The organism is Lactiplantibacillus sp. B652 (assembly GCF_023806745.1).
GTDB lineage: Bacteria > Bacillota > Bacilli > Lactobacillales > Lactobacillaceae > Lactiplantibacillus > Lactiplantibacillus pentosus.
Map to the genome: position 1 here is coordinate 1 of NZ_JAMSKY010000088.1, position 301 is coordinate 301.

The following is a 301-nucleotide window of genomic DNA, read 5'->3' on the forward strand; positions in this document are numbered from 1 at the left end:
CGTAATCGTATATTCTTGTTCCGTGGTCGCTCCTGCCACGCTATCAGCTCCCTATTACTTATTTGTCAAAACTATCGTCCCGTAAGACCCCAATCAAAATGAAAATCACACCGATAGTCAGGCACGAATCCGCAAAGTTAAAGATTGGAAAATTAATAAAATCAAGTTGGAACATATCAACGACATAACCCAGCCGCACACGGTCAATGAAAGTACCCAACGTACCTGCAATCATCAGTGAGATGCCGACCTCATACGCCCTTTTACCGCGCAACCGCCATAACAAGTAACCCATGATAAC

The 301-nt window shown here is 44.2% G+C and carries 1 protein-coding gene; it reads right to left on the reverse strand.

Features of this window, described 5'->3' with window-relative positions; translation table 11 throughout:
- Nucleotides 1-58: 58 nt before the first annotated feature.
- Nucleotides 59-301: signal peptidase II (locus MZO40_RS17120; protein ID WP_252133488.1), on the reverse strand; the 243-nt coding region annotated here is incomplete at its 5' end.